The 2,316-nt window shown below is 67.4% G+C and carries 1 protein-coding gene; it reads left to right on the top strand.

Going from position 1 to position 2,316, the window contains the following annotated elements:
• A partial coding sequence (locus tag RV045_RS14255) for a VCBS domain-containing protein (protein ID WP_423236459.1) occupies nt 1-2,316 on the top strand: 2,316 nt, incomplete at both ends.

Here is a 2,316-nt window from a genome sequence, read left to right as displayed (position 1 = left end):
GTATACCGGCCAGTACGGCAAGGTGGTCCTCGACGCCAATGGCCAGTGGACCTACACGCTGGACCAGTCCAAGCCCGCAGTGACCGGCCTGAACGACGGCGGCAAGCTGACCGATACGGTCAAGTACTTCACCGCCGATGGCACCGAGCAATCCATCACCGTGACGATCAACGGCAGCACCAGCCTGACGGTCGCTGACCAGTCGGCCCTGAACGCCAACCCGGCGCTGGGCGTGGAAGACACCGCGCTGACCGTGGGCTGGAGCCAGTTCGGCGTGTCGGGCTCGGCCAGTCCGTCCATCAAGGTGACCAGCCTGCCCGCCGACGGCGTGCTCAAGCTGGGCGACCAGAATGTGTCTGTCGGCCAGACCATCAGCAAGGCCGCCATCGACGCGGGCCAGCTGAAGTTTGTCCCCGACGCCAACGAATCGGGCAGCAATGCCTTCAGCGCGGCCGGGGTCGGCAACGGCAAAGCGGATTACGCGCAGTTCAAATTCCAGGGCGTGGATGGCACGGCGACGACCGCCGAGCGCACGGCCACTATCGACATCAAGCCCGTCACCGACGCGCCCAGCTGGGGCCCGGTGAGCGACACCGTCACGGTGAGCAGCCAGACGGCCAACACCTACGGCCACGTCAGCTACCTGGAAAACCTCAACGACGGCCAGGCCCAGGGCTGGCGCGCCTACAGCTCGGCCACGCCCAACGTGACCGCGCGCACCGAAATCCTGGTCGAGACGACCTACGGCGGCAGCGATGCCAGCCGCCGCGTGCTGGAGGTGGAATCGGACGCAGGCGTGAACACGCTGGGCCGCACCTTCGCGACCAAGGCGGGCGCCACTTACACCTTCGAGCTGGACTATTCGGCCCGCGCGGGCGCGACGGGCGGCACCGACAGCCAGATCAGCGTGCTGGTCAACGGCAAATCCATCGGCGTGATGAACACGCAGGCCGTGAACTGGTCGCATCACAGCTTCACCTTCGAGGGTTCGGGCTCCGACCTGATCGAGCTGCGCTCGGCCGACGGCAGCAGCGGCGGCGGCATCGTGGACAACATCGCGCTGAGAAGCGATTCGGCCTTCAGCTCCGGCCTGGTGCGCGAGGTGTGGACGGGTCTGGACATTCCCGTCAGCGTGGGCGGATCGGGCGCCGACCTGAACCGGGTCGAGAGCGCCGTGGAATCGGCGGGTGCGGCCACGCGCACGCAGAACATCTCCGACCTGAGCCTGGCCAGCGTGCCGGCCGGCGAGACCAGCCGCGTCTCCGGCCTGATCTATCTGGAAAAAGGTCACACCTACACCTTCAGCGGCGTGGCCGACGACAGCTTCCGCCTGGAAGTGGGCGGCGCGACCACTGTGGCCAGCGCCACTTATGGCAGCAACGGTGGGCAGTTCAGCGGCAGCTTCACCGCGACCGAAGACGCCTGGCACACGCTGACGGTGTTCCACCGCAACGAAGCCGGCCCGGGCCGGCTGGACGTGAACGTCAGCGTCGATGGCGGCCCCGCGAAAGATCTGAACGCGGCCAACTTCCCGCTGGCGCAGGGTCTGGCGCAGCTGAACGACGCGGGCATCCAGGTCAGCGGCCTGCGCGCGAACGAATCGGGCGAGGGTGGCTACTACGTCTCGCAGAAAACCGTGGTCACCACGACGTTGAACGTGGCCTCGGACGGCGCGCAGCCCATCGACATCACCACGCTGCAGAACGCCAAACAGGACATCCCGGCGCTGACGCCCAAGTTCACCGACGTGGACGGCAGCGAGACCGGCAAGGTCGTGCTGCTGGGCCTGACGGAAGGCTTCCGCCTGGTCGACGGCCAGGGCCACGGCTACGGCATCAGCGCGGCCAACGCGGCGCAGGGCATCACGCTCTATGACAGCAAGGGCCCGGCAGCGAACAACTGGGATCTGTCCACGCTGGAAGTGATCCCGCCCAAGGACTACACCGGCACGGTCAACGTGCGTGCGGTGGTCAGCAGCCAGGACGTCGGCGACGTGGCGAAGACCGCCGATCTGCCCATCAAGCTGACCTGGACGCCCATCGACAACATCACGCTGGGCACGGCCGCGACCATTGCGGGCACCGGCACGGGCACCGTGACGGAAGACACCGTGACCTCGGCCAGCGGCAAGCTGGTCGTCACCGACCTGGATGCGGGCGAAGCCGCGCTGATCCCCGGCACGCAGACAGGCACCTACGGCAAGCTGGTCCTGCAGGCCGATGGCGCCTGGAAGTACGAGCTGGACGCCGCCAAATCGCAGCCCCTGAAGGGCGGCGAGACGGTCAGCGAAGTGTTCACCGTCAGCAGCGTCGATGG

The organism is Amphibiibacter pelophylacis (assembly GCF_037688875.1).
Classification (GTDB): domain Bacteria; phylum Pseudomonadota; class Gammaproteobacteria; order Burkholderiales; family Burkholderiaceae_C; genus Amphibiibacter; species Amphibiibacter pelophylacis.
Note: the sequence above shows the minus strand (reverse complement) of the source record. Positions and strands in the feature narration are given on the sequence as shown.